Annotated in this window: 22 protein-coding genes and 1 pseudogene; 10 read left to right on the plus strand and 13 right to left on the minus strand. The window is 72.5% G+C overall.

The genetic code is table 11. The annotated features are described in order from the left end of the window. Positions 1 to 34 precede the first annotated feature (34 nt). The 5 genes from CIK06_RS17295 (at position 35) to CIK06_RS17315 (ending at position 4,279) form a co-directional block, all read left to right on the plus strand. Positions 35 to 508: a MarR family winged helix-turn-helix transcriptional regulator gene (locus tag CIK06_RS17295; RefSeq protein WP_095565700.1), complete on the plus strand. Its 474-nt coding sequence runs from the start codon at positions 35 to 37 to the stop codon at positions 506 to 508. Continuing rightward, a complete protein-coding gene (locus CIK06_RS17300; protein ID WP_095565701.1) occupies positions 505 to 1,014 on the plus strand; it encodes a DinB family protein in 510 nt (169 codons plus the stop codon). Before CIK06_RS17295 ends, CIK06_RS17300 begins: the two co-directional genes overlap by 4 nt. Before the next feature lie 96 nt (positions 1,015 to 1,110). Beyond that, positions 1,111 to 1,539: a VOC family protein gene (locus CIK06_RS17305; protein WP_095565702.1), complete on the plus strand. Its 429-nt coding sequence runs from the start codon at positions 1,111 to 1,113 to the stop codon at positions 1,537 to 1,539. Between the two features lie 101 nt (positions 1,540 to 1,640). After that, positions 1,641 to 2,510 carry a Clp protease N-terminal domain-containing protein gene (locus CIK06_RS17310; RefSeq protein ID WP_095565703.1) on the plus strand — a complete coding sequence of 290 codons (870 nt, stop codon included), beginning with the start codon at positions 1,641 to 1,643 and terminating at the stop codon, positions 2,508 to 2,510. 569 nt (positions 2,511 to 3,079) lie between these two features. Then, positions 3,080 to 4,279, plus strand: a complete 1,200-nt coding sequence (locus tag CIK06_RS17315; protein WP_095565704.1) for an RtcB family protein — start codon at positions 3,080 to 3,082, stop codon at positions 4,277 to 4,279. 103 nt (positions 4,280 to 4,382) lie between these two features. Here the strand turns inward: CIK06_RS17315 and CIK06_RS17320 are convergent, their stop codons facing one another. From CIK06_RS17320 to CIK06_RS17360, 9 genes are all read right to left on the minus strand, one after another. Beyond that, on the minus strand, positions 4,383 to 5,150 hold the full coding sequence (locus CIK06_RS17320) for an amidohydrolase family protein (protein ID WP_095565705.1): 768 nt from the start codon (positions 5,148 to 5,150) through the stop codon (positions 4,383 to 4,385). 14 nt (positions 5,151 to 5,164) lie between these two features. Next, positions 5,165 to 6,757, minus strand: coding sequence for an ABC transporter substrate-binding protein (locus CIK06_RS17325; RefSeq protein WP_095565706.1), 1,593 nt, complete (start codon positions 6,755 to 6,757; stop codon positions 5,165 to 5,167). A gap of 14 nt (positions 6,758 to 6,771) precedes the next feature. Next, positions 6,772 to 7,821, minus strand: a complete 1,050-nt coding sequence (locus CIK06_RS17330) for a dipeptidase (RefSeq protein ID WP_095565707.1) — start codon at positions 7,819 to 7,821, stop codon at positions 6,772 to 6,774. Between the two features lie 38 nt (positions 7,822 to 7,859). Continuing rightward, positions 7,860 to 9,458 carry an amidohydrolase family protein gene (locus CIK06_RS17335; protein WP_157756813.1) on the minus strand — a complete coding sequence of 533 codons (1,599 nt, stop codon included), beginning with the start codon at positions 9,456 to 9,458 and terminating at the stop codon, positions 7,860 to 7,862. Positions 9,459 to 9,564: 106 nt separating this feature from the next. Next, a complete protein-coding gene (locus tag CIK06_RS17340) occupies positions 9,565 to 10,638 on the minus strand; it encodes an ATP-binding cassette domain-containing protein (protein ID WP_095565709.1) in 1,074 nt (357 codons plus the stop codon). Next, entirely contained in the window at positions 10,635 to 11,639 is a 1,005-nt protein-coding gene (locus CIK06_RS17345; RefSeq protein ID WP_095565710.1) for an ABC transporter ATP-binding protein, read from the minus strand. Before CIK06_RS17345 ends, CIK06_RS17340 begins: the two co-directional genes overlap by 4 nt. Further along, a complete protein-coding gene (locus CIK06_RS17350; protein ID WP_095565711.1) occupies positions 11,636 to 12,553 on the minus strand; it encodes an ABC transporter permease in 918 nt (305 codons plus the stop codon). The genes CIK06_RS17345 and CIK06_RS17350 overlap by 4 nt, the downstream gene beginning before the upstream one ends. After that, positions 12,550 to 13,518, minus strand: coding sequence for an ABC transporter permease (locus CIK06_RS17355; protein WP_095565712.1), 969 nt, complete (start codon positions 13,516 to 13,518; stop codon positions 12,550 to 12,552). The genes CIK06_RS17350 and CIK06_RS17355 overlap by 4 nt, the downstream gene beginning before the upstream one ends. Beyond that, positions 13,515 to 14,540 (minus strand): GntR family transcriptional regulator, encoded by a 1,026-nt coding sequence (locus tag CIK06_RS17360; RefSeq protein ID WP_157756814.1) that lies wholly within the window; start codon positions 14,538 to 14,540, stop codon positions 13,515 to 13,517. The genes CIK06_RS17355 and CIK06_RS17360 overlap by 4 nt, the downstream gene beginning before the upstream one ends. A gap of 170 nt (positions 14,541 to 14,710) precedes the next feature. On the opposite strand from CIK06_RS17360, the gene CIK06_RS17365 reads away from it, so the two are divergent. Then, positions 14,711 to 16,264, plus strand: a complete 1,554-nt coding sequence (locus CIK06_RS17365) for an aldehyde dehydrogenase (NADP(+)) (RefSeq protein ID WP_095565714.1) — start codon at positions 14,711 to 14,713, stop codon at positions 16,262 to 16,264. Positions 16,265 to 16,367: 103 nt separating this feature from the next. Here CIK06_RS17365 and lhgO read toward each other — a convergent pair whose 3' ends face one another. Continuing rightward, positions 16,368 to 17,543, minus strand: a complete 1,176-nt coding sequence (gene lhgO, locus CIK06_RS17370) for an L-2-hydroxyglutarate oxidase (RefSeq protein ID WP_095565715.1) — start codon at positions 17,541 to 17,543, stop codon at positions 16,368 to 16,370. Positions 17,544 to 17,820: 277 nt separating this feature from the next. On the opposite strand from lhgO, the gene CIK06_RS17375 reads away from it, so the two are divergent. Further along, entirely contained in the window at positions 17,821 to 18,498 is a 678-nt protein-coding gene (locus CIK06_RS17375) for a hypothetical protein (RefSeq protein WP_198347911.1), read from the plus strand. A gap of 69 nt (positions 18,499 to 18,567) precedes the next feature. On the opposite strand, the gene CIK06_RS31210 is transcribed toward CIK06_RS17375, so the two are convergent. The 3 genes and pseudogenes from CIK06_RS31210 to CIK06_RS32510 form a co-directional block, all read right to left on the minus strand. After that, the gene (locus CIK06_RS31210; RefSeq protein ID WP_232534321.1) at positions 18,568 to 20,925 is read right to left on the minus strand and encodes a hypothetical protein; all 2,358 of its coding nucleotides are present in this window, start codon (positions 20,923 to 20,925) and stop codon (positions 18,568 to 18,570) included. 147 nt (positions 20,926 to 21,072) lie between these two features. Next, positions 21,073 to 22,089, minus strand: a pseudogene (locus CIK06_RS31215) (S8 family serine peptidase); the annotation flags it as partial. After that, on the minus strand, positions 21,978 to 23,129 hold the full coding sequence (locus CIK06_RS32510) for a S8 family serine peptidase (protein WP_369916222.1): 1,152 nt from the start codon (positions 23,127 to 23,129) through the stop codon (positions 21,978 to 21,980). The gene CIK06_RS32510 and the pseudogene CIK06_RS31215, both read right to left, overlap by 112 nt. Before the next feature lie 124 nt (positions 23,130 to 23,253). Between CIK06_RS32510 and CIK06_RS17385 the strand changes: the two genes are divergently transcribed. Genes CIK06_RS17385 through CIK06_RS31230 form a run of 3 tightly spaced genes read left to right on the plus strand, consistent with a single transcriptional unit; the run spans position 23,254 to position 25,504 of the window. Continuing rightward, positions 23,254 to 24,432, plus strand: coding sequence for an endonuclease (locus tag CIK06_RS17385; protein ID WP_095565718.1), 1,179 nt, complete (start codon positions 23,254 to 23,256; stop codon positions 24,430 to 24,432). A 14-nt stretch (positions 24,433 to 24,446) separates the two neighbouring features. Then, positions 24,447 to 25,067, plus strand: coding sequence for a hypothetical protein (locus CIK06_RS31225; protein WP_232533686.1), 621 nt, complete (start codon positions 24,447 to 24,449; stop codon positions 25,065 to 25,067). Further along, complete coding sequence (locus CIK06_RS31230; RefSeq protein WP_232533687.1) at positions 24,992 to 25,504, plus strand: hypothetical protein; 513 nt, start codon at positions 24,992 to 24,994, stop codon at positions 25,502 to 25,504. The genes CIK06_RS31225 and CIK06_RS31230 overlap by 76 nt, the downstream gene beginning before the upstream one ends. Positions 25,505 to 25,513 lie beyond the last annotated feature (9 nt).

Consider the following 25,513-nt stretch of genomic DNA (forward strand, 5'->3'; position numbering starts at 1 on the left):
AACTACATGTCATCTTACATGCATCGGAGGAGCGATGGAAACGCCCAAGCCGCTCGGATACTGGCTGCACCATCTTCACAACCTGATCGAGACCCATTTCGCCCTGGTCCTGTCCGACCTGGGTACCGAACGCAGAGAATGGCAGGTGCTCAACACCCTGGCCGCGGGCGCGCGTACCCGCGCGGAGTTGGAGCGGGCGCTGGCCCCGTTCTGGGCCGCCGGGCAGCCGAGCCTGGCGCACGTCCTGGCGAATCTCGCCGCCCGCGGCTGGACCGGGTCGGCCGACGACACGGTCGCGCTCTCCCCGGCCGGCGCGACGGCGCACGCCGAACTCGCCCGGCGCGTCGAGGGCGCGCGGGCCGCCCTCCTCGGCGACCTCACCCCGGACGAGTACCGGCAGACCCTCCGGACCCTGGCCACCATGGCCGGCAACGTCGAGAGCGCCATCGCCGCGCACGCGGCAGCGTCGGGCACCGCCGCGCACGCGGCGGAGACAATGGCGCGATGACGATGCCCTTCCCCGAGCCGACGCAACCAGCGGCCGGGCGCACCGAAGTGTTCCTGCGATACCTCGCGTACTTCCGCGAAGAGACGCTGTCGAAGGTCGCCGGGCTGCCCGAGGAGGAACTGCGCCGCAGCCGGCTGCCGTCCGGATGGACGCCGCTGGAACTGCTCAAGCATCTGCGCTACGTCGAGCTGCGGTGGATCGAGTGGGGGTTCGAGGGCCGCGGGATCGAGGAACCGTGGGGTGACCGGCGCGCGGACCGCTGGTACGTGGCACCGGACGAGACCCGGGACGCGCTGTCCGCGGCGCTGCGGGCGCAGGGCGCACACACCGGGAAGGTGGTCGCGAACAGCCCACTCGACGCGGTCGGGGCGCCCGGCCCGAGGTGGGTGGGCGCGGAACCGGCGACGCTGGAGCGGGTCCTGTTCCACATGCTCCAGGAGTACGCCCGCCACCTCGGGCATCTCGACGTCGTCAGCGAACTCGCCGGCGGCCCGGTCGGCGAATAGGCCCGTCCCGACCGGTCCCCAACCACGGCCGACCGGCCCCAACCACGGCCGGCCGGTCCGCGGCCACGGCCACCGGTCCGCGGCTACCCTGCTCGCGTGCAGATCGACCTGGTCGCCCTCATCGTCCGCGAATACGACCCGGCCATCGCGTTCTTCACCGGCGTCCTCGGGTTCGATCTCATCGAGGACGTGCCGTCGCTGACCACCGACGGCCGGCCCAAGCGCTGGGTGGTCGTTCGACCTCCCGGCGCGCAGACCGGTCTGCTTCTCGCCCGCGCCGACGGGCGGCAGCAGGCCGCGGCCGTCGGCGACCAGGCCGCCGGGCGGGTGGGATTCTTCCTTCGGGTCGACGATTTCGACGCCGCGTACCGGCGGATGACGGACGCGGGCGTCACCTTCGTCCGCGAGCCGCGCACCGAGCCGTACGGCCGGGTTGCGGTCTTCCTGGACATCGCCGGCAACCGGTGGGATCTCCTCGGCCAGCCGCCGGGCCGTGACGGTACGCCCCGCAGCGGTGCCGCGTGATCGCCGCGGGACGCCGGCGCGGCATCCGGTCCGGTCCTGGCGATCTAACCCCGATGGGGTATACAGGGGTTAGAACTGGAGAACGTCGGGAGGATTCCAGGATGCCGAAGATCAACGTCTATCTGCCCGACGAACTGGCCGAGGCCGTGAAGGAGTCGGGGATACCCGTCTCGGCCATCTGCCAGCGCGCCCTGGAGCAGGCCGTGCGGCGGGTCAGCGCGATCCGGGAGACCGTCCTGGCCGGCCGCCTGGACGACCTGACCGACGCCGACCTGGCCACCCGACTGCCACACTTCACCGACCGCGCCCGCGAGGTGCTCAGGCTCGGCACGGCGGAGGCCCGAGCGACCGGATCCGACACGATCGGTACCGGTCACGTCCTCGGCGGCCTGCTCGCCGAGGGCGGGAACCTGGCCCTGCGGGTGCTGCGGGCCGTGGAGATCGACCCCGGGCGGCTCGGCCACGAGCTTGCCCGCCGCCCGTCGACCGAGGCCGCGCGGACCGACCAAGCCGCCGGGACCGAGCAGGCCGCCCCGACCGAGCAGGCCGCCGGGACCGAGCAGGCCGCCCCGACCGCGCAATCCTCCGGTACCGCGGCGGCACCGGCCGAGGGCGGGGCGACACCCCGGTTCAGCGCACCGGCGGCGGACGCGCTCGAACTGGCCGTCTCCGAGGCGGCCGCCCTGGGCCACAACTACGTCGGCTGCGAGCACCTGCTGCTCGGGCTGGTCGCCGAGCCGGACGGGGTCGGCGGACACGTGCTGCGCGCGCAGGGCGCGGAACTGCGGCTCACCCGCCGCGCGGTGGCGGCGGCACTGGCCGGGTACGTGCACCTGCAGGCGCGGGCGCGGGCGCCGCAGCCCGAGGGCGACGACATGGCCGCGCTGGCCGCCGCGGTCCGGCAGGAACTACAGCCCCTGGTGAGCCGGATCGAACGGCTGGAGGTACGGATCGGCGTCACCGAGGGCTGAGCGGTGCCCGGAACGGGCGGCCGGAAACCGGTTGTCCGGTTCGGGAGCGCACCGTACGGTCGATCCGTCTCGACGATCAAGGAGCGCCGACCGATGCCAGCCCGGTACCCGAAACGAAGCCGACAACAGGCGTCGTACGGCCGTACCCGGTTGCCCGAGGCCGGCCGGGCGGCCGTCCGGACGCCCCTGCGACGACCGGAAGCCCACCGCACCGACGCCCGCTGAGCGAGGCGGGGCCGGTGCCCCGCCCGGGGCGCGCCGCGGGGACCACACCGGTCACCGCGAGCGGTCCGGACCGCACCGGTTCAACGTCGAACCCGCCCCACCCCTCTCCCGCCCCGTCGATCAAGGCGGCCGTTGGTTGCACCGGAAAGCGTTTACAGGCACCCAACTGCCTTGATCAACGGGCCAGGCCGGCAAGGGGCGCGACCGGGGGCGGCATGGACGGCACGGCGCCACACCACGGGGGGTGCCGTGCGGGTGCGGGTACTCGGTGCCGAACCGAGTACCCGCACCACCTTCGAAACGGCGCCCCCGGGCACGTATCCAGAGCCACCGAGGAGTCTTCGATGAGTCACACCCTGCTGCCCGGCACCCGGGCACCGGTCAAGGTCTGGGCCGACCCGGCCGGCATCGAGCCGGAGGCCACCCGGCAGCTGCGCAACATCGGCACCCTGCCCTGGGTGGAAGGGGTCGCGGTGATGCCGGACGTGCACTACGGCAAGGGCGCCACCGTCGGCTCGGTGATCGCCATGCGGCAGGCGCTGGCCCCGGCCGCGGTCGGGGTGGACATCGGCTGCGGCATGTCCGCGGTCCGGACCAACCTGACCGGCGCCGACCTGCCGGACGACCTCGGCCCGCTGCGCTCGGCGATCGAGGCGGCCATCCCGGTCGGCTTCGGCGCGCACGACGAGCCGGTCAACCCGTACCGGATCCATGGCCTGTCGACGGCCGGGTGGGACGCGTTCTGGTCCGGTTTCGCGGGCCTCGACCGGGGCGTACGGGCGCTGGAGACCCGGGCGCACCGGCAGCTCGGCAGCCTCGGCGGCGGCAACCACTTCATCGAGGTCTGCCTCGAAGAGGGTGGGCCGGACGCCGGGCGGGTCTGGCTGATGCTGCACTCCGGGTCCCGCAACATCGGCAAGGAGCTGGCGGAGCGGCACATCGGGGTGGCGCGGACGCTGCCGCACAACGCGGACCTGCCGGACCGCGACCTGGCGGTCTTCGTCGCCGGTACGCCGGAGATGGCGGCCTACCGCCGAGACCTGGCCTGGGCGCAGGAGTACGCCGCCCGCAACCGGGCGATCATGCTGGCGCTGCTGTGCGGGGTGCTCCGCTCGGCGGTGCCGGTCGTCCGGTTCGACGAGCCGATCTCCTGCCACCACAACTACGTGGCGCAGGAGCGGTACGGCGGGGTGGAGCTGCTGGTGACCCGCAAGGGTGCGATCCGGGCCGGCCGGGGTGAGCTGGGCATCATCCCGGGTTCCATGGGCACCGGGTCGTACGTCGTCCGCGGGCTGGGCAACGACGAGGCGTACCGGTCGGCGTCGCACGGCGCGGGACGGCGGATGTCCCGGTCGAAGGCCCGCCGGACGTTCACCGTGCACGACCTGGCCGCCCAGACCTCCGGTGTGGAGTGCCGCAAGGACGCCGGGGTGGTCGACGAGATCCCCGGCGCGTACAAGGATCTCGACGAGGTGATGGCCCGGCAGTCGGACCTGGTCGAGGTGGTGGCGCGGCTGCGCCAGGTGGTGTGCGTGAAGGGCTGACGGCGACCCGGTCCGCACGCCCGGCGACGCCGGGGCGAGGCGCCGGCCGGGGTACGCCCGGGCCGGGCGGCCCATCCGAGGATGGGCCGCCCGACCTCCTCCCCTACGCCCCCGCAGGCGTGAAGCCGCGTTCGGCGAGCTTGAACAGCCGGACCGGCATGTGGTGCAGGCTGGTGGCGCGTTCCTCCTCGGTGATGTCGAGGTCCCGCCACTTGGCCATCTCGGTGCTGTTGTTGGTGGGCAGGTCGGTCGACATCATCATCCGTTCGGCGCCCAGTTGCCGGATCAGCCAGGCCGTCCGGCCGGGGCTGGTCCAGGCGCTGTCGAAGAGGATGTTGTCGCACACGCTGCCGGCCACCCAGGCGTCCTCGGCGTAGATCTCCATGCCCGAGTGGGCGGCGATGAAGGTGACGTCGGGGTACTTGCGCGCGGCCGGGATGAGCATCGAGGGCAGCGCCCAGGGCGCCCCCGGGCCGGTGTGGCACATGACCGGCAGGCCGAACTCCTGCGCCACCTCGAAGACGGTGTCCCCGCGCGGCGAGGCGGGTGAGCCGCCGTGGTGCATGGGGTGGAACTTGATGGCCACGAAGCCGAGTTCCTCCACGCACCGCTTGGTTTCCTTGTAGACGGCGGCCTGCCCGAGTTGCGGGCGGATGCACACCGTGCCGAAGATCCGGCCCGGGTAGCGGTCGGCCAGCCGGGCGATCTCGTCGTGCTGCGAGACGTGGTCCTCGACGCTGGGCAGCGGGAGGACGATGCCGGCCGTGATGCCGTACCGGTCCATGCCGCGGATCAGGGAATCGCCGCCGATGTCGGCCGAGTCCGAGTTCTGGGAGTGTCCGATGTGACAGTGCGTGTCAATCGCAATCATGCTGAGTCTCCTGGTCAGTGCACGGCGTAGTAGCCGAACCAGCCCATCGCCTTGTCGTAGGCGTCGCTCTGGGTGGGGAAGCCCTGCCAGCCCTCGTGGACCAGGCTGAACTTGTTCTCGGTGAACAACGGGATGTAGGGGACGTCGGCGACGAGTTGGCTCTGCACCTGCCCGTAGAGCCGCTTGCGCTCGGCCCGGTCGGTGGTGAGCAGGGCCTGGTCGATCCACGTGTCGACGTCCGCGTTGTGGTAGGCCATGAAGTTGCGGGCGCTGTCGGTGCGGAAGTGCTCTCCGTACGCGGCCGGGTCGGGTCCGTACCGGACGAAGTAGGTGCTCAGGTCGAAGTCGCCGGTGCTGACCTTGTTCAGCCAGGTCGACAGCTCGTACTGCTCGTACCTGACGTCGATGTCGAGGGCCTTGAGCTGCTCCACGAGCACCTGCGCGATCAGGTTGCTGTCGGTCACCGGGTAGTTGGTCAGGCGCAGGCTGAACCGGCTGCCGTTGCCGCCGACCGGATATCCGGCCTCGTCGAGCAGTTGCTTGGCCCTGGCCTGGTCGAACTTCGGGAAGGTCGCGTCGGAGTTGAGGAACTCGGTGAAGCTGCTGACGCCCGCGTTGTAGGTCGGCTCCCACAGCCCGGCGAAGGCGGTCTCGCTGATGCCCTCCCGGTCGACTCCGTACGCCAGCGCCTGCCGGACCTTGGCGTTGGCCAGGATCGGGTTGCGCTGGTTGAGGTAGAGCGACCGGTCGTACAGCGACGGCGTCTGCACCACCACCGGGTCGCCGCCGGCGTTCGTCATCTGCTTGAGCTGGGGGAAGTTGCTGACGAAGTCGTTGGTCAGGTACGGGTACTGCCCGGCCTGGAAGCCGGTCATCGCGACCTGCGCGTCGGTCACCACGCTGAAGGTGAGCTTCTTGATCTTCGCGGCGCCCAGGAAGTAGTCCGGGTTGGCCTCCAGCACGATGGAGCTGCCCCGTTGCCAGGAGGAGAACTTGAACGGGCCGCTGCCGATCGGCTTGTTGTTGGCCGGATTCTTCGACCAGTCGGTGCCCTCGTAGATGTGTTTGGGCAGGATCGCGCCGTACCAGTTGGACGTCTGGGCCAGCAGCGGCACGAAGGCGACGTTGGGCTTGTCGAAGGCGATGACGACTGTCGACGCGTCCGGCGCCGAGAGCTTCGCGCCGGCCAGATACTGCGCCAGCGGATACTTCTTGTCGATGATCGTCTGGTACGTGTAGACGACATCGGCCGAGGTCAGCGGCTCACCGTCGTGCCACTTCACGCCCTCGCGCAGGTGGAAGGTGAATGTCTTGCCGTCCTCGGAGGTGTCCCAGGTCTCGGCCAGGTCCGGGTACGCCTGGGTGCCGGTGACCGTGCCCCAGTCGAGGATGACCAGGTGGCTGTAAATGTTGCCGGAGGGGTAGTATCCCCCTGCGTCGTTCTGCCAGTTGGGGTTGAGCGACTTCGGTTCGGACTTGACCGGGACGGTTATCGAGTCGGGTTTGCTACCGGTGCCGCCGGCTGGATCAGAGCCGGCGGCACAACCGGTCGCGACGAGCGCGAACGCGGCGAGCACCCCCAGGATTGGTGTCAGTCTGTTTCGCATGTCATGTCCTTTGTTCAGGTTCCCCAGACCGTCTGGAACACACGAAGGAAGTTGAGTCCCAGGATTTTGCGAATGTCGTCGTCGCCGAAGTCGGCGACGACCAGGGCACGGGTGATGTTCACGGCGTCGGCCGAATTGGTCAGGCCCTCGGCCCGCCGTTCCGCGAAGTCCCACTTGTAGAGGTCGGGCCAGTGCCGCCGCTCCGCGGCCCACTTTTCCAGGGTGATGGTCTCGTCGAAGTCCAGCCCGATGCCGACGTGATCGATGCCGATCAGGTCGACCAGATACCGCAGGTGCCGCACGAAGGCGGGCAGGTCGGCACGCTTGTCCGGCCGCTCGGGGTCGTACAGGAAGGTGGACAGCGCGGTGATGCCGATGACCCCGCCCCGGTCGGCCAAGGCCCGCAGCAGGTCGTCGTCCTTGGCCCGGATGTGCGGCGAGAGCCGGTTGGGGTGGGCGTGGCTGAAGATGACCGGCTGGGCGGAGGCCTCGATGGCGTCCCGGCCGGTGACCTGGCCGCAGTGCGACAGGTCGACGACCATGCCGAGTTCGTTCATGCGCGCCACGACCGAGCGGCCGAAGGTCGACAACCCGGCGTCCCGCGGCTCGCCGCAGCCGTCGCCGATCCAGTTCTGCCGCTGGTAGGTCAGTTGCATGACCCGCACGCCGAGGTCGTAGAAGGTGTCCAGCAGGGGCAGCGAGTTGCCGATGAACTCGGAGTTCTGCGGGCCGAACACGATCGCCTCGCGGTTGGACCGCTTGGCCTCGTGGATGTGCTCGGTGGTGGTGGCCAGCAGCACGTCGGCGTCGTTGGCCTCGATCCACCGGCGGGCCGCGGTGATCTCGCGCAGCGCCTGCGGCAGGTCGGAGGCGGGATTGGTCACGGTGTGGTTGGTGGCGGTGACGCCGCCGGCGCGGGCGCGCACGATGTGCTCCGGCTCCCGGGCCACCACCGACGAGCAGTCGATGACCAGGCTTTCCCGGTGCAGGCGTACGGCACGCTCCTCCTGTTCGGCGGTCAGCGGGACGGCCGCCGCCGGTTCGTTGGATAACGCGGTCGACATGGGCTCTCCTTCGGGCTTGGAACGCGTCGGGAAGAGGATCAGCGGGCCGCGCCGCCGCGCATCAGCAGCGGTCGGCCGGCCAACCGCTCGGTGAAGGATCCGTGGTCGATCTCCACCGAGCCGTTGACGATGACGTAGTCGAGGCCGGACGGGTACTTCCGGGAGTCCAGCCAGGTCGCTTCCTCGTTGAGCGAGTCGAGGTCGACCACGAGGATGTCGGCGGCGAAGCCGGTCGCGACGAGCCCGCGGTCGGCCAGTCCGAACCGGCGGGCGGGCAGCGAGGTCATCTTGCGTACGGCCTCGGCCAGGGTCAGCCAGTGCCGGTCGCGGACGTGGTGGGTGAGCACCCGCACGAAGTTCGCGTAGTGCCGCGGGTGCGACATGATGGTGTTGAAGGGTTCCAGGCTCCGGTCGATCCGGGTCGCGATGGAGTCGGTGCCGAACATCATCCACGGCTGCCGGCAGAAGAGCGCGAACTCCTGCTCGTCGATGGAGATCCGGGTCGAGGAGAGATTTTCACCCTCCGCCGCGACCAGGTCGAGGTAGACGTCGACGGGTTCCGCGCCCTGCTCCGCGGCGATGTCGGCCAGGGTGCGACCGACCCAGCCGGCGTGCGGGCTGTCCGGCCCGACGGCGGCCACCGCGATGTCCGCCCAGTGGCTGAACATGATGAGTTCCTCGTCGAAGCCCTTCTTGGCCTGGGTCCGGCGGGCCTCGATGCGTTCCCGGACGTCGGCCCGCCAGGCCGGATCGGCCAGGTTGCGCTGAAGCCGGGCCAGGCCCTCGCGGGCCGGCAGCTTCCAGTCGAAGACGTCGGCCGGGAAGATCGCGCGGGGCGCCCACCACGAGCCGGCGGTCGGGTAGGACATCATGTCGGCGGTGACGTCGACCCCGCGCTCCCGGGCCGCGTCGATCAGTTCCACCACCGTGGCGGCGGTGCCCCAGTTCTCCCGGCCGAAGACGTCCATGTGGGACAGCTGCACGGCGCAGCGGCCCCGCTCGCCGATCTCGATCGCCTCCCGCACCGCGTCGACGATCGTGTTGGTGTAGCCGCGCAGGTGGCTGGCGTACACGCCGCCGCGCCGGCCGACCACGGTGGCCAGGGCCACCAGTTCGTCGGTCGTGGCGTGCTTGCCCGGCTCGTAGTCCAGCCCGGTCGACAGCCCGACCGCGCCCGCCAGCATGGCCTCCTCGACCAGCTTGCACATGTGCGCGATCTCGTCGGCGGTGGCCGGGCCGGCCGGGTTGTCCATGGCGGCGTGCCGGATGGTGCCGTGGCCCAGCAGCGAGACGACGTTGTCGCCCAGCGGTCGCCGGCGCAGCCGGTCGAAGTACTCGGACGGGCTGGACCAGTCGCCGTCCACGCCCTCCGGGTCGAACATCAGGCGCCGGGTCCGCGGGATGCGCGGGTACGCGGAGAATCCGCAGTTGCCGACGACCTCGGTCGTGATGCCCTGGCCGATCTGCGATTCCGCCCCGGGATGGATGGTCAGCGCGAAGTCGGAGTGGGCGTGCACGTCGACGAAGCCGGGCAGCACGTAGCGGCCGGCCGCGTCCAGCACCCGGCGCGCGCTGGTGGGATCGATGCGGCCCAGCGCGGTGATCCGGCCGTCGCGGATGCCGACGTCGGCCAGCACCCAGGGGTTGCCGGCGCCGTCGAGGACCCGCCCCCTTGGATGAGGAGGTCGAGGTGGGGGTCGGTCATGGCGATCCTTTCGTCGGGGTTGCGCTGCGGTGGGCGGGTCAGGTGACCGGTGGTGGAGCCTGGCGCACCCGCTCGGTGAACAGGCACCGGGCCTGGTGGCCGGCCGCGACCGGGACGAGCGCGACGTCCCCGGCGCGACATTCGGGGGCGGCGAACGGGCAGCGGGCGGCGAACCGGCAGCCGGTACGGGTCGAGCCGGCGGCCGGGTCGGCGGCGCGATCGGCGTCCGGGGTGGCGGCCCGGTCGGCGTCCGGGGTGGCGGCCCGGTCGGCGTCCGGGGTGGCGGCGGGGGTGTCGACCTCCCGCCCGGCCGAGGCCGACAGCAGCAGCCGGGTGTAGGGGTGCGCGGGCCGGCCGATCACCTCGTCCGTCGGCCCCTGCTCGACGACCTGGCCGGCGTACATCACGATCAGCCGCTCCGACATGAACCGGGCGATCGCCAGGTCGTGCGTGACGAAGACGACGGCCAGGCCGAGTTCGGCCCGCAGGTCGGCGAGCAGGTTGAGCACGCTGGACCGGATGGACGCGTCCAGCATGGACACCGGCTCGTCGGCGATGAGGACGCTCGGCTGCAACACCAGGGCACGGGCGATCGCCACCCGCTGCCGCTGCCCCCCGCTGATCTCGGCCGGCAGGCTGTCGACGAAACGGGCGGCCGGGCGCAGGCCGACCACCTCCAGCGCCTCCAGCACCAGGTCTCGCCGCTCGGCCTGGTCGCCGACGCCGTTGATGTCCAGCGGCTCCCGGACCGCGGCCTGGATGCTGTGCCGCGGGTCCAGCGACTCGTACGGGTTCTGGAAGACGATCTGGACCTGGCGCCGGAAGCCGCGCAGCCGCCGGCCGTGCGCCGCGGTGACGTCGTCGCCCCGCAGCAGTACCCGCCCGGAGGTGGGATCCTCCAGCCGGGCCAGCATCCGGCCCACGGTCGTCTTGCCGGCGCCGGACTCGCCGACCACGGCGACCGACTCGCCGGCACGCAGTTGCAGGTCGACGTGGTCGACGGCGCGGTGGGTACGCCGGCCCACCCCGAACAGGCCCAGGCCGCCGCCCCGCGAGACGTACTCCTTGACCAGGTCGTGCCCCTCCAGCACGAGCGGAGCCGGTGTCGTCATGGCCGCTGTCCGGCAAGCACGTTGGCGATCCGCGGATCGCCGGCGAAGTGGCAGCGGGCGCCGCGCTGGCCCGACGCCGTGGTCTGCGGTGGTGGTGCCGCCACGCAGGCCGGGGCGGCGATCGGGCAGCGCGCCGCGAACCGGCAGCCCGGCGGCAGGGTGGTCAGCTCGGGTGGGCCGCCCGGCAGGGTGGCCAGCCGGTGCCGCGGCCCGGTCAGCCGCGGCAGCGAGCCCAGCAGGGCCGCGGTGTAGGGGTGCCGGGGCGCGTGCAGGACCTGCGCCGTCGGACCCGATTCGACGACCTCGCCGGCGTACATGACCGCGATCCGGTCGCAGACGTGCGCGATGACGTCGATGTCGTGCGAGACGACCAGCATCGACAGGCCGCGCTGGCGTTGCAGCGCGGTCAGCTCCGCCAGGATCTGCGCCTGCACCACGACGTCGAGCGCGGTGGTGGCCTCGTCGGCGATGACCACGGCCGGGGTGGCCACGAGGCTCATCGCGATGACCACCCGCTGCCGCATGCCGCCGCTGAGTTCGTGCGGGTAGCGGCCGGCCACCTGCGCTTCGAGGCCCACCCTGGCCAGCAGCGCGACGGCCCGGTCCATGGCGGCGGCCCGGGACACCCCGGGCGAGTGCAGCCGCACCACCCGGGTGAGCAGCCGGCCGACGGTGGCCACCGGGTTCAGCGAGTTCATCGCGCTCTGGAAGACCATCGAGAGCTGCTTCCAGCGGATCTCCCGGCGGAACGTCTCCTCGGGCAGCGTGGTCAGTTCGCGGCCGGCCAGCCGTACCCGGGACGCGGGCGTCGTCGCCGCGTTGCCCGGCAGCAGCCGCATCACGGCCTGCACCACCGTCGTCTTGCCGCACCCGGACTCGCCCACGATGCCGAGCGCCTCCCCCGCGTCCAGCCGCAGCGAGACGTCGGTGACGGCGTGCAGGTGGCCGGTGCGCAGGCGGTAGCTGACGCCGAGGTTGTCGATCTCCAGCAGCGCGGTCATGGCGTGACCCTCCGGATCCGGCCGGTGCCGCCGGGGGCGAAGGCGAGGGTGAGCCCGTCCCCGGCGATGTTCAGGCAGCTCACGGTCAGCAGCAGCGCGACGCCCGGGACGAGGCTCATCCAGACGCTGGAGGCGAGGTACGCCTGGCCCTCGAAGACCATCCGGCCCCAGCTGATCGTGTTGGGGTCGCTCAACCCGAGGAAGCTCAGCCCGGCCTCGGTGAGGATCGCCTGCCCCATCAGGATGGTGGTGTTGGTGATCACCGGCCCGATGCCGTTGGGCACGATGTGCCGGGCCAGCAGCCGGACCGGGCCGGCCCCCACCGCCCGGGCGGCCTCCACGAAGCCCCGGGTGCGGTAGGTCAGCACCTGGGAGCGCATGATCCGGGCCGAGCTGGGCCAGCTGGTCAGGCCGATGACCAGGATGACCAGCCAGATGCTGGAGCCGAACAGCGCGACCACCAGCACCAGCAGGAAGAACGCCGGGATGAGGATGAACACGTCGAAGATCCGGCTCAGCAGGTCGTCCACCCACCCGCCGAAGTGCCCGGCCAGGCTGCCCAGCAGCACCCCGAGCACGAGCGACAGCGCGGCCGAGAACACCGCGACGTACAGCGCGGTCTGCGCGCCGGCCAGGGTCCGGCTGAGCAGGTCGCGACCGAAGTGGTCGGTGCCGAGCAGGTGCGCCGAGCCCGGCGCGACCAGGATGTCGCGGCTGAAGGCCGTCGGGTCGCTCAGCCCCAGCACCGGGCGGATCACCGCGAGCAGCACCACGAGGGCCAGCACCGCGCTCGCGACAACCCCGGGCCGGTAGTCGGCGTAGCCGCGGAGGAACGCCTGGACGCGGCGGCGGCGCGCGCCGGGGCCGGCGCGGCCCGGGGCGGGTCCCCCGGCGGTACGGACAGCGTCGGTCATCGGTATTCCACCCTCGGATCGAGCCACGAGTAGCACAGGTCGGTCAGCACGGTGGCGACCAGGACGGTGAGCCCGACGATGAAGTACGTGCCGGTCACCAGCGGAATGTCGCGGGCCAGGATGGCCTGGTACAGCAGCGATCCCAGGCCGGGCCAGGAGAAGACGGTCTCGGTGAGCACGGCCCCGGCCAGCACCAGCCCCATGTGCAGCCCGAACACCGTGACGATCGGCAGCAGGGCGTTGCGCAGCGCGAACCGGAACATGATGGTGCGCTCGCTGAAGCCGGCCGCCCGCGCGGCCTTGACGTAGTCCTCCTGGAGCGTGTCGTGCACCGTGGTCCGGGACAGCCGCAGGTACTGGCCGAGATAGACCGACGATAGGGCGGCCACCGGCAGCACCATGTGCGCCGCGATGTCGCCGGCGGCGCTCCAGCCGCCGGGTTGCCCGCCGGGGCTGATCATCCCCGAGGTGGGCAGCGCGTGCAGCCACACGCCGAAGACCAGGATCAGCAGCAGGCTGAACCAGAACACCGGGATCGAGTACGAGCCGACTGCGGCCAGGCTGACCACCGTGTCGACGGTGGAGCCCAGGCGGCGGCTGAGCCAGGTGCCCACGACGGTGCCCAGCACCGCGGCGAGGACGAGGCTGGTGCCCAGCAGCAGCACCGTGGGCCACAGCCGCTGGCCGATGACGGTCGTGACCGGCTGCCCGTAGGTCGAGGACTCGCCGAGGTCGCCGCGGAGCAGGCCGAGGAAGTAGGTGAGGAACTGCCGGGGCAACGGCTGGTCCAGCCCGAGCTGTTCCCGCACCGAGGCGATGTACTCCGGGTCCTGGTTGTCGCCGGCCATGATCCGGGCCACGTCGCCGGGCGCCAGGTGGATCAGCGTGAACTCGATGACGACGATGGCCAGCATGGCCGGGACGAGTTGGACCACCCGCCGCAGCAGGTACCGGAGCACCCTCATGCCGGCTCGCCGTCCTCTTCGGCGAGCAGCAGGGCCTTGAGCCGGGACCGGAGCGACTCCAGCGAGTCGCCGTCCACCACGTGCCGCAGCTCGACGCCGCGCACCCCGTCCGGGATCAGCCCGGGCAGGTCGCGGCGGCAGCCGCTGCCGTAGACCACCACGTCGGCGCCGGACAGCGACCCGGCCAGCGCCCGCCGGTTGGTCATGGAGACCGCCTCGGGCGTCTGGTCGAGCAGGCTCAGACTGCTGACCGCGTACGACATCCAGCCGATGAAGGCGGGCACGGTGGCCACCAGCAGCACCCGGGTGTCCGGCGGCAGCGCCCGCAGGTCGGCCGCCACCTCGGGGTCGAGGTTGAGGGTGAGCCCGACGATGTCGCCGATCCGGTGTTCCAGCCGCTGCCGGACCAGGCCGTAGCAGTGCGGCGCCGCGATGATCGTGCCCGCCCGGTCGATCAGCTCCGCGTTGGCCTCGATCTCCCCGAGCTTGATGCCGGCGACGTCGATGCCCTCCCCGGCCAGGCTGCGCCGGAGGCTGTCGACCTCCACGTCCACCGAGTCGAACTCGTCGATCACGACGATGCGCCGCGGGTCGCGGCGGCGCCGGCCCGACCGGATCAGGCCGTTGATCGCCGCGGCCACCAGCGCGGGGTCGAGACCGACCGTGAGCGCCTGGCTCACCACCAGGGCCGCGAAGTCCTGGAGCCGTTCCTCGCCGGTACGCCCGTCGGAGGCGCGGGCGAAGTCGACGACGTAGACGCCCTTGCCGGCGACGGTCTCCACCAGCCCGCGGTCCCGCAACGCCTCGATCGCCCGGCCCACGGTGACCGTGGAGACCCCCAGGTGTCGGGCGAGCGTACGCACCGACGGCAGCTCGTGGCCCTGCGGCAGCCGGTTGGTGCCGATGAAGTGCTTGATCTGCTCGAAGAGCTGCACGTGCAGCGCGACCTCGGACTCGCGGTCCAGGGAAAGCTCGACCGCGCCGCCGCCCGGCAGCTGAACTAGTACGGTTTGACGTGCCACGAGCACTGTTATAGTACGGTCGACCTCGGGTTGTACAGAGCCAGGCACCAACCGTATGAATCGGTTTGATGAACCAGCCGGCCATCCGGGCACCGATCAGACAAAGCGCTGGTCACAGCTTGGTAACCGGGTGCCGGCCGCACCACTGAACGCCAACTGAAGGAGGTCTCGTGGCCATCCCCCTCACCGGCCACTCGTTCATCGGCGGCGCGCGGCGGTACGGCCGCGGCGGGACGCAGCGCAGCGTCGAGCCCGCGTCGGGCCGCCCGGCGGGACCCGAGTACGGGCTCGACGACGGCGCGCTGACCGACGAGGCGTGCCGGCTCGCCGACGACGCCTTCGACGCGTACCGCGGCGCGCCGGGACGTGCCCGCTTCCTCGCCGCGATCGCCGACAACCTGGACACCCACCGGGAGCAGATCGTGCACCTGGTGGTCGCCGAGACCGCGCTGCCGGAGTCCCGGGCGCGCAGCGAACACGCCCGCACCACCGGCCAGCTACGGATGTTCGCGGCCGCGCTGAACGACGGGTCACACCTGGACCTCCGGCACGAGCCGGGCCAGCCCGACCGGCAACCGGCGCCCCGACCGGACCTGCGGTCGCGACGCATCCCGATCGGCACGGTCGCGGTGTTCGGTGCGTCCAACTTCCCGCTCGCCTTCTCGGTCGCCGGCGGGGACACCGCCGCCGCGCTGGCCGCCGGCTGCCCGGTCGTGGTCAAGGCCCACCCCGCCCATCCACGCACCAGCGAGGCCACCGCGGCCTGCGTGGCCGCCGCGGCCCGCGCGACCGGCATGCCGGCGGGCGTCTTCTCGCTCGTCTACGGCCGGGGCAACGAGACCGGCGAACGCCTGGTGGCCGACCCGCACGTCGCGGCCGTGGCGTTCACCGGCTCCCGGGCCGGCGGGCTCGCGCTGACCGCGATCGCCCAACGCCGGCCGGTGCCGATCCCGGTCTTTGCCGAGATGTCCAGCACGAACCCGGTGTTCCTGCTCCCGGCCCGGCTGGCGGCACGGCCGCACGAGATCGCGGCCGGCTTCCTGGCCTCGCTGACCTCCGGCGCCGGGCAGTTCTGCACCAATCCCGGCCTGCTCATCGCGGTGGCCGGGCCGGGGCTGGACGAGTTCCGCGCGGCCGTGGCGCAGCGGTTGGCCGACCAACCGGCGCAGACCATGCTCACCGCCGGCATCGCCGAGGCGTACCGGACCGGGCTGCGGCACTGGCAGGCGACCGGCGCCGTCCGCACCCTCGCCCAGGGCCGCCCCGCCGCCGCAGCCCAGGAGGGCGCCGCGGCGATGTACGAGACCACTGCCGCCCGGTTCCTGGCCGAACCGCGCCTGCGCGACGAGGTCTTCGGCGCCGCCTCGCTGCTGGTCGTGGCGGACCGGCCGGAGACCCTGCCGGAACTCGCCCACGCCCTCGACGGGCAGCTCACCGCCACCATGCACGCCGATCCCGCCGACCGGGACCTCGCCGCGGCGCTGCTGCCCCGGCTCGAACGCCGGGCCGGCCGGATCCTGGTCAACGGCTGGCCGACCGGCGTCGAGGTGAACCGGGCCACCGTGCACGGCGGACCGTTTCCGGCCACCTCCGACGGGCGCAGCACCTCGGTCGGCACGATGGCCATCGAGCGCTTCCTGCGGCCGGTGGCCTACCAGGACCTGCCACCGTGGCTGACCCCGACCGGCCAGCCCGGATCGGACCCGAGCGGCCAGCCCGGATAGAACCCGACCGCCAGCCCGGATCGGACCCGAGCGGCCAGCCCGGATCGGACCCGAGCGGCCGGCCCGGGTCCGACCGGGCCGGCCAGCCCGGGTGAGGGCCGGCCTACAGTTCGGCGACGATGTGCCGGGCGATCTCCAGCGATGAGGTCGCCGCCGGCGAGGGCGCGTTCAGCACGTGCACCTGGCCCGGCAGCCGCTCGATGAGGAAGTCGTCCACCAGCCGGCCGTCCCGGGTGATCGCCTGCGCCCGGACCCCGGCGCCGGCGCGTACCAGGTCCGCCGGCGTGACCGCCGGCACCAGCCGGGCCACGGCCGCGGCGAACCGGGCGCGCGACAACGACCGCGCCACCTCGGACCAGGCGTAGCCGAGGTGCCGGCGGGCCAGGTGCCACAGGCCCGGGAACGAGGCCGACTCGGCCACGTCCCGCGGGTTGATCCGCCCCCAGCGGTACCCCTCGCGGGCCAGCGCCAGCACCGCGTTCGGCCCGAGGTGGACCGACTTGTCGATCATCTTCGTCAGGTGTACGCCGAGGAACGGGAAGCGCGGGTCCGGCACCGGGTAGATCAGGCCGCGGACCAGGTGCCGCCGGTCCGGACGCAGTTCGTAGTACTCCCCCCGGAACGGCACGATCCGCACCCCGGTGCGCACCCCGGCCAGCCGGGCGATCCGATCCGCGTGCAGGCCCGCGCAGTTGACGAGCACGTCGGCCGGCAGCGCATCGCCGGTCGTCTCGACCGTCGTCACCGCCCCGCCGCGCACGCCGGTCACCCGGGTGCCCAGCCGGATCTCGCCGCCGGCCTCCCGGACCAGCCGGCCGAGCACCCGGCTGACCTCCCCGTAGTCGACGATGCCCGTACTCTGCACGTGCATCGCCTGCCGGCAGGACACCTCCGGTTCGATCTCGCGTGCCTGCGCCGGCTCCAGCAGGCGCACCGTGAGGCCGTTGGCCTGCGCCCGCTCGTGCAGCGCGGCCAGCCGCGGCAGTTCGTCCTGCGACGCCGCCACGATCAGCTTCCCGGTGATCTCGACGGGGATGCCGTGGCTGCGGCAGAAGCTGACCATGGCCGCCGCGCCGGAACGGCACAGCCGCGCCTTGAGGCTGCCCGGCTGGTAGTAGACGCCGGCGTGCAGCACCCCGGAGTTGTGTCCGGTCTGGTGGGCGGCCAGTCGATCCTCCTTCTCCAGCACGGTGACGTGGGCGTCCGTGCGCGTGCGCAGGATCTCGTGGGCGACCGCCAGCCCCACGATGCCGCCACCGATGACGACATAGCGTCGCATGGGTCGTCCTCCATTCCGGCCGGTCGGTTGCCCGGGCGAGCCCATTTGACCAGCGAGAACGCCGACAGGCAACACCCGGGGCGGCACCGGCGGCCGGGGTCGGCCGGCCGGGCGGGCGGTTGTCCCGGCCCGGCGATCCGCGCGGATCGATGCCCGACGTCCCCGATCAGGGGAGCGCCGCGGGCCGACGATCCCATCTAGAGTTGTCACTCCCCTTCATGATCAAGGTACGGCCGTACGGCACGGGCCGGACCCGACGACACCCCCGGGAGACGCGATGAGAATCAGCAGGATGTGCGCTCGACTCGCCGTCGTGGCGCTGGCCGCCGCGGCGGCACTGGTACCCGCGACCGCCGGGCAGGCACACGCCGTCGCCGACCCGATAAGCGTCTACCCGCCGATCCAGGGCGCGTCCACCTGGGACCGGTTCGGGCTCTCCGGCCCGGCCACCCACCACCGGGTCTTCTCGAACTGGGGGTACGTCAACGACTGGGCCGTCGACATCTACCGCACCCCCGGCGCGACCGTGGTCTCCCCGTTCGGCACCAGGAGCGCCGCCGGGCACGCGATCTCCGTGTACGTGGTGACCGTCCGGCCCGGATGCGCGACCGGCAACCTGGCCGACGGCGGATACCGGATCGGGCTGGAGGCCCGCGACACCAACACCGGCGACATCATCGCGCGGGCCGACGTCATGCACGTCAACAACAAGCCGTCCGGAATCGTCGTCGGCGCCACCGTCGGCCCCTGGACGAAGCTGGGCGAGACGGGCCGGTTCCGCTGGTCCACCTGCTACCAGGTGAACGGGGACACCGGGGCGCACATCCACCTGGAGGTGATCAACCAGCACCGCTACTCGTGCTACGTCAGCCGCTCGGCGAACACCGCACTGACCGACCTCACCGTGGTCGGCAAGGTCGGGGTGCACTACACCGGCCCGCAACAGGCCTGCTGAGGGCGCCGGCGGCGCCGCCGACAAGGTCGCCGGCAGGGCCGGCGAGGGCGCCGGCGAGGGCGCCGGGCCTCAGAGCCCGGCGCACTGGCCGGTCTTCGGGCCGCTCACCCGGTTGGCGGCGCCGTCGTCGACCGGCGGCGGCCGGTTGTCGACACACTGCAACGGCCCGTTGATCACGTTCCCGGCCAGCACGATCGGCACCGCGCCGGTGCGGTTGCCGACCAGGCTGACCGGACCGGCCACCGTCACCCCGCTGATCGAGACCGCCGCGGTGGCGCCGGTGATCGACACCGGGCCGGAGATCCGGCCGCCGGCCAGGTCCACGACCGCGGCCCCGGCACCGGTCAGCGGGCCGTCGACGTGCGCGTCGAGCGCGACGATCCCGGCACCGTTGCTCACGCTCACCGGCCCGGACACCTGCGCCCCCGGCGCCAGGCAGACCGTGCCGGTACGCACCGACAGCGGCCCGCCGTGCCCGCCGGTCAGCACCTGGTCGCAGGTCTGCCCGGTGACCCGCAGCGACACCGGCAGGGTCACCAGCGGGTCGGCCGGGTCGTCGCTCGTGACACAGAGCTGCGCCCGGTACGTACCGGCCGCCAGCCCGGTGCTGTCCAGCGAGATCGTCACCGCGCTGGAGCCACCGGCGCCGGTGCCGGCCGACGCGCGGTCGACCGACAGCCACGGCACCTCGTCGGGGGTGACGCAGGGCTGGACGTCTGGGAGCTGGACGTGCGTGACGTACCGGGCCTGGCCGTTGTTGCTCTTCACCGACACCAGCTTGCCGGTCCGGTCGATCTCCTCGACCCCGCGCGAGCTGGTGACCAGGATGTTGCCGTTGCCGAGCTGGTGCACGCCCTGGTAGCCGGAGCCGCCGCTGGGAGCGTAGGTGCCGACCAGCTCGCCCTCGGCGGTCATCTCCCACACCCCGGCCACGCCCCCGCTGCCCCAGTTGGCGGCCAGCACGTTGCCGTTGGGCAGTTCCTCCATCTGTCCGGGCCAGCTGATCCCGCTGAGGAAGCGGGCGTTGGCGTGCGAGCCGTCCCGGCTGAAGCTGTGGATGGCGTCGCTGTCGCTGGCCGAGACGAGCACGTCGTCGTCGCGGAACAGGATCCCCCACGGTCCCTTCAGGTCGTCGGCGCCGGGAGCGATGAACGGCCCCAGGTAGCTGCCGTCGGCGTCGAACTCAAGCACCGAGTTGGCGTTGTCCTGCGCGGCCACCGTCACCAGGACGGTGCCGCTCGGGGAGACCGCCATCCCCCGGGTGTTGGACATCAGCGTCTTGTCGGCGACGCCGCTCTTCGGGGCGAAGACCCGGCGGAACCGGCCGTCCAGGGCGTACTCGGTGACCACCGACTGCACCTGGTCGGACATGAGGAATCCGGTCCCGTCCGGCTTGGCCACGATGTTGAACGGCGTGTAGAGGGTGCTGGCCGGGTTGAAGGCCACGTGCGGGATGAACTGCGGGTCGATCAGGTCACCCGTCTGCGGGTCGAAGGCCATCACCCCGCGGTTGGCGCTGGAGGAGTTGGGGATCAGCAGCACGCCCTCGCGCAGCAGGGCGACCCGCTCGTCGGAGGGGCCGGCGTCCGGGTCGTCGAGCCGCCAGTCCAGCACGCCGTACCCGGCGTTGTGCACGGTCACCTGCTGCCGGGTGACCAGCCCGGCCGGCTGCCGGGACGAGACGGCGCCGGGCGTCACCTCGATCCGCGGTACCGGCACCACGGTCAGTTCGAGCGAGATCCGCTGCGCCGGATTGTCCGGGTCGTTGCTGGCCAGGCAGAGGTCGGCGGTGAACTCGCCGCCGTCGTCCAGCCCGGTGGAGTCGAGGGTGATCTCGATGTCCCGGTCGGTGAACGGGTCCAGCTCACCCTGCGCCGGGACCACCTTCGCCCAGCTCGGCCAGGAGCATCCGGTGCCCTCCCCGGTGGCCCGCCAGGTCAGCGGCGCACCGCCGGCGTTGCCCACCGTGACGGTGTGCCGCTCGGTCTGCGCGACGTCCAGGCTGCTGCTCAGGGTCGTCGGGTCGACGGTCAGGTCCGGGGCGGCGGGCAGCACGGCCACCGGGAGGTGCGCCGCGGCGATCGGCGGTCCACCGGCGGCGTGTCGGGCGTCGGTGGTCAGCTCGACCGAGCCGAACAGCCAGTCGCGGCGCGGCGTACCGGTGACGTCCAGGGTGATGGTCAGCGCCTGGCTGGCGCCGGGGGCCAGGGTGAACCGGTCCGGGCTGGCCGAGATCCGTGCCCCGGCCGCGGCCGTCGTCGCGACCTGCCAGGTCGCGGCCACCCCGGCCACGCTGGACACGGTACGGGTGAAGGTGCAGATCTTCAGGCAGTGGTGTTCGACCACGGCCGGCAGGTTCAGTGTCTGCGGTTCGCCGCCGGTCCTCGGGTCGGCCGCGGCGAAGTCGGCGGCGCTCTCGTCCAGCACCAGGCCGGTGTTGGCGGCCTGCTCCAGGTTGATCCGCCCGGAGCCGACGTCGAACGGGTCGGCCGCGGTGACGCCGTCCTCCTTGCGTACCCCGTCGCGGTCGGCGGTGACCGCCAGCGCCGAGCGGATCCGGGTGGGCGACCAGTCCGGGTGCAGGGCCGCCAGCAGCGCCCCGGCGCCGGCCACGTGCGGCGAGGCCATCGAGGTGCCCTGCATGAAGGCGTACTGCACCGGGTCGTCGCCGCTGGCCATCGTGGCGGCCAGGATGTTGCGGCCCGGCGCCGCGACGGTCGGGGCGAGCATGTCGAACCGGCTCGGGCCGCGGGAGCTGAAGTCGGACACCCCGTCGTTCCAGTCGGGGTTGCGCACCACCTCGCTGCCGGCGCCCACGTGCACCCGCACCGGTCCGCCGGTGCCGGCCAGGTGCTCGCGCAGCCGTACCCCGTCGTCGAGGCTGACCATGACGGCCGGGATGGCGCTGCCGGTGAGCGCGCCCATCGTGATGGGCGGGCCGGCGAACTGGTTGTACACCACCGCCCCGGTGGCCCCGGCGGTGGCGGCGTTGGCCACCTTGACCGAGAAGTTGCAGTCGCCGCGGCGGATCAGCGCCACGGTGCCGCGGAACGCCTCGGCCGGGAAGGCGGCGCAGCCGGTGTCGTTGCCCGGCGCGACGGTGCCGGCGTACCGCAGCTCGCCCTCGATGGGCGGGATGGGCGATCCCTCGCCGAGCACCGCGGCGATGCCGGTGAGGACGGCCGGGACCGGGGTCGGCGCCGTGACGTCGAGGCGGTGCGCCACCACGCGCTCGTGGTTGACCGAGGCGACCGACATGTTCCAGGGGGCGGTCTTGGCCACCGTGCTCGCGTCCGGCCCGTCGTTGCCGGCGGAGGCGGAGATGAAGATGCCGGCCGAGTACGCCTCCAGGAACGCCTGGTCGACGATGTCGTTCCACGGGTCGTCGGACCCGGAGATCGAGTAGTTGAGCACGTCCACCCCGTCGGCGATCGCCTGGTCCACCGCGGCGACGGTGGCCGAGGAGTAGCAGCCGATGCTCAGGCACACCTTGTAGGCGATGATGTTGGCGTGCGGGGCGACCCCGGAGATGGTGAGGGTGTGCTGGTCGGTGCCGACCGTGATGGTCGCCGGGTGCCGGTTGCCGGCCGCCGTCGAGGCGGTGTGGCTGCCGTGGCCGTTGTCGTCCCGGGGTCGGTGCCGATCATCGCCCAGGCGCCGATCAGCTTGTCGTTGCAGATCGCCAGGTGCTGCGGGTGGTTCGGGGCGCAGACCCCGACGTAGTTGCCGGCGCCGTACGGGTTGGTGTGCCGGTAGCCGTCGCCGTCGACCGCCGCGAACGACGGATGTCCCGGGTTGATCCCGGTGTCCAGCACGCCGACGATCACGCCCTCGCCCCGGGTGGCCACCTGCCCGGCGGTCTCGCCGGCCCAGACCGCGGGTGAGCGGATCAGCCCGTTGCTGGTGTCGGTCTCCAGGGTGAGCGTCTGGTCCGGTACCACCGCGCTGACGCCCGGCAGCCCGGCGAGGGCGGCGGCCTCCTGCGCGTCGACCGCGACCGCCAGCCCGTTGACCACGTTGCGGTAGGTGTGCGCCACCCGTACCTGCCGGCCCAGGACGGCCGTGATCTCGTCGAGCACCGTCCGCTGCTGGCGCTGCACCTGCCCGGCCCGCTCCAGGCTGGCCGCGGAGCGCAGGTCGACCCGGCCGCCGCGGCCGCGCGGGCCGGTCCCGCCGGCCACCACCGACGGCTTGTCCAGCCGGAGCAGGTACAGCCCGGTCTCCGGCTCCGGCCGGGCGGGCTCGGCGGGCTTCGCGGGTTCGGCGGACTTGGCTGGTTCGGCGGACTTGGCTGGTTCGGCGGGGGCCGGGCGGCCGTCCGGCCGGGACGCCGGTGCCGGTGCCGCCTGCACCCGGGCCTGCGCCGCCTGGGCCTGGGCCGAGGCCGAGGCCGGTACGCCGGTGCCGGCGAGCAGCACGACGCCGGCCGTCACCACGGCGACCGCCCGGATGGCGCCGCGCCACCGGCGTGCGGTCAGCACTCCGGTGTGGACGGCGGGTTTCCGGGGCGGCGGCACGGTGCCGAGGATCCGGCTGCGGTACGGACGGTGCACGGCGGGCTCCTCGTTGCTGCGCTGCGGGGTCGGGCGGGATCTCGCTGCGCCGCCGGGGGTCGGCGCAGGCCGCGCCACCGCGCGGGCGAGTACCAACGTAGATCTTCACCAGGGACAGGACAATGACTGAGATCCATGTACGGCGGGAATTTACCCGCCCGACCTTTCTCCCGGCGGTAAGTGCCACATACCATCGTCCACCATGGATATGAGGAGCATCGCCCGCTCGCGACCCGGGCGGCTGATCGCGGCACTCACGCTGGCCGTCACCGTCGTGACCCCGGTGACGGTGACCAGGGCCTCGGCCGCGACCACACTCACCGTGGCGCAGGCGCTGGCGGCCCAGGACGGCCGCACCGCCACCGTCACCGGGTACGTGATCGGCCAGCCGACCGCCACGAACACGGTGCTCACGTCCAACTTCACCGCCGACACGGCGATCGCCATCGCCGACGCGGCCGCCGAGACCAGCACCGGCCGGATGCTCTACGTGCAGGTGACCGCCGCCTGGCGGAGCAGCTTCGGGCTGCTGACCAACCCGTCCCTGCGCGGGCGGGCGGTCACCGCCACGGGCACCCTCACCGCCTACTTCAGCCACGGCGGGTTGAAGAGCCCGACCGCCCTCAGCCTCGGCGGCGGCGGTACCCCGACGCCCACTCCCACCCCCAGCGGCACGGCGGGCAGCGGGCCGTACGACGCGACGTACTACAAGAACGCCGTCGGCAGGACCGGCCCGGCGCTGCGCTCCTCGCTGCACACCATCATCAAGGTGCAGACCACGCTCAGCTACGACGGGGTGTGGGACGCGCTGAGGGACACCGACCAGGACCCGGCCAACTCCGCGAACGTGATCCTGCTCTACACCGGACGCTCGCAGAGCAAGACGAGCAACGGCGGCGGGGCCGACGACTGGAACCGCGAGCACGTCTGGGCCAAGTCGCACGGCGACTTCGGCACCGCCACCGGTCCCGGCACCGACGTGCACCACCTGCGCCCGACGGACGTCTCGGTCAACTCCCAGCGCGGCAACAAGGACTTCGACTCCGGCGGCAGCGCCGTGGCCGAGGCGCCCGGCTGCTACACCGACGCCGACTCGTTCGAGCCGCGGGACGCGGTGAAGGGCGACGTGGCCCGCATGATCTTCTACATGGCGATCCGCTACGAGGGCGACGACGGCTGGCCGGACCTGGAGCCCAACGACGCGGTGAGCAACGGCAGCGCGCCCCGGATCGGCCGGCTCAGCAAGCTGCTGGCCTGGAACGACCTCGACCCGCCGGACGCCTTCGAGCAGCGCCGCAACCAGCGGATCTACGAGCGTTGGCAGGGCAACCGCAACCCGTTCGTCGACCACCCGGAGTGGGCGCGGTCGATCTGGAGCTGACGAAGGGGCAGGGCATGCGGAACGCGAGCAGCAGGCTGGCGCGGCGGCTGGCCGCGGCGGGCGCGGCGATCGTGCTGGCCGGCGCCACGCTTGTCGCACCGGGCACCGCGCAGGCCGCGGTCAGCCACGCCGACCTCGCCCTGCGCTGGGCGCCCATCCACTACCAGGACGTCGACGTGACCGGCGCGCACGCGCTCGCCGGCCGGTCGGACTACCTGACCCGGGTCGACTACGACGGGAACCTCGTCGGCCGCGACAACTGGGACCACGCGGGCCAGGCCGGCGTCTCCTTCGCGGCGCACGTGTACTACTCGGTCGTCGAGACCAGCACCCACTGGTACCTCACGTACCTGTTCTTCCATCCCCGGGACTGGGTCGACCACCCGTTCTTCGAGACCGAGCACGAGAACGACGCCGAGGGGCGCTGTTCGCCGTCGAACGGGACGGATCAACGTACGGGGTGCTGCGCGCGGCGGTCACCGTCGCGCACACCGACTTCTACTCCTACACGCCGACCGGCAGCACCTGGACCACCGGCCGGGAGACCGTGGACGGGACGTTGCAGTTCCAGTCCTCCCCGCACGACGCCTTCACCCACCCGGTCACCGCGCAGGAGGCCAAGGGGCACGGCCTGAAGGCGTACCCGCAATACAGGATCATCGGCGACGGCCTGGTCTACTACCCGTCCACCGTGGCCGAGACGCCGGAGCACGCCGACGACCGCGACGTGCGGTACCGGCTGATCGACATCTTCGCCCCGGACGGCCTCTGGGCGCAGCGCGCCAACGCCGACCTGTTCGCCAGCCTCGGCACCTTCGCCGGGGACACCTCCGGCGACTGCGGCGTCGGCACCTGGAGCTGCTCGACCAACTCGGCAAACGCGCCCTGGGGCTGGGACGACCGCGACGACCTGCCCGGCCGCGGGGAGCTGGCCACCGATCCGGCGAAGCTGTCCGCCGAGTACTTCACCATCCCGGGCGCGCTGTCGCGCACCTACACCGACAACCCGTACTCGGTCGCCGCCGCGGAGCTGGCCGAGGCGGCCCGGACCGCACCGCCGAACGTGGACTGAGACCGCCGC

The sequence above is a fragment of the Plantactinospora sp. KBS50 genome, assembly GCF_002285795.1.
Lineage (GTDB): Bacteria > Actinomycetota > Actinomycetes > Mycobacteriales > Micromonosporaceae > KBS50.